The 635-nt window shown below is 69.1% G+C and carries 1 protein-coding gene; it reads left to right on the forward strand.

All coding sequences use genetic code 11. The features are described 5' to 3' along the window. Positions 1-115: 115 nt before the first annotated feature. On the forward strand, positions 116-577 hold the full coding sequence (locus ACFOW8_RS14885) for a hypothetical protein (RefSeq protein ID WP_378551209.1): 462 nt from the start codon (positions 116-118) through the stop codon (positions 575-577). Positions 578-635 lie beyond the last annotated feature (58 nt).

Genomic DNA, 635 nt, shown 5'->3' on the forward strand with positions numbered 1-635 from the left:
AGCGGCTCGATAACCGCCCACAACTCATCATCCACGACCCACGGTGCTGCCACGGCGAAACATCCTGCACTACAACATGTCTCACTGCCACCTGACCGAACCCGTTAGGAGCTCTATGTACTCCACCCCAACCCCCAACGTCCTGGCCTCGGCCCTGTACCAGGTGTACGCCGACTCCAGCCACGCCCCCGACAGCCTCGAGCTGTGGATCGCTATCGCGGACGAGGCGGTGCGTGAGCTGAAAATGCCGGTGCTGGTGTCCCTGGTGCCGTGGGTGCCGATCGCTCTGCGCTACGAGCAGGTGACCACCGACGGCGAGTTCTTCCCGCACACCGGGGCGGTGCGGGTAATGACCGGCCCGCTGACCGGCACCCTGTACCAGGACCTCGCGACCGCCGCCCGCGAGGTGGTCGTGGCCATTCGGGGCCAGCGGGCCGAACTGGACGGCGGGGACACCAGCGACGGCGACGGCGATGAGCAGGCCGACGCCGTGCGCCCGGTGTCGCCGTCGTGGCGGTTCCGCAACAGGGGCCCGGCCGTGCCCGGCCTGCGCGCTGTACCGCCGCTCACCTCCTGACCTGTCTACCCGCTGAAACGGCCGGTGGTGCCGAGCGATTCGCTCGGCACCACCGGCC

This window comes from Nocardia rhizosphaerae (assembly GCF_042650365.1).
Classification (GTDB): domain Bacteria; phylum Actinomycetota; class Actinomycetes; order Mycobacteriales; family Mycobacteriaceae; genus Nocardia; species Nocardia rhizosphaerae.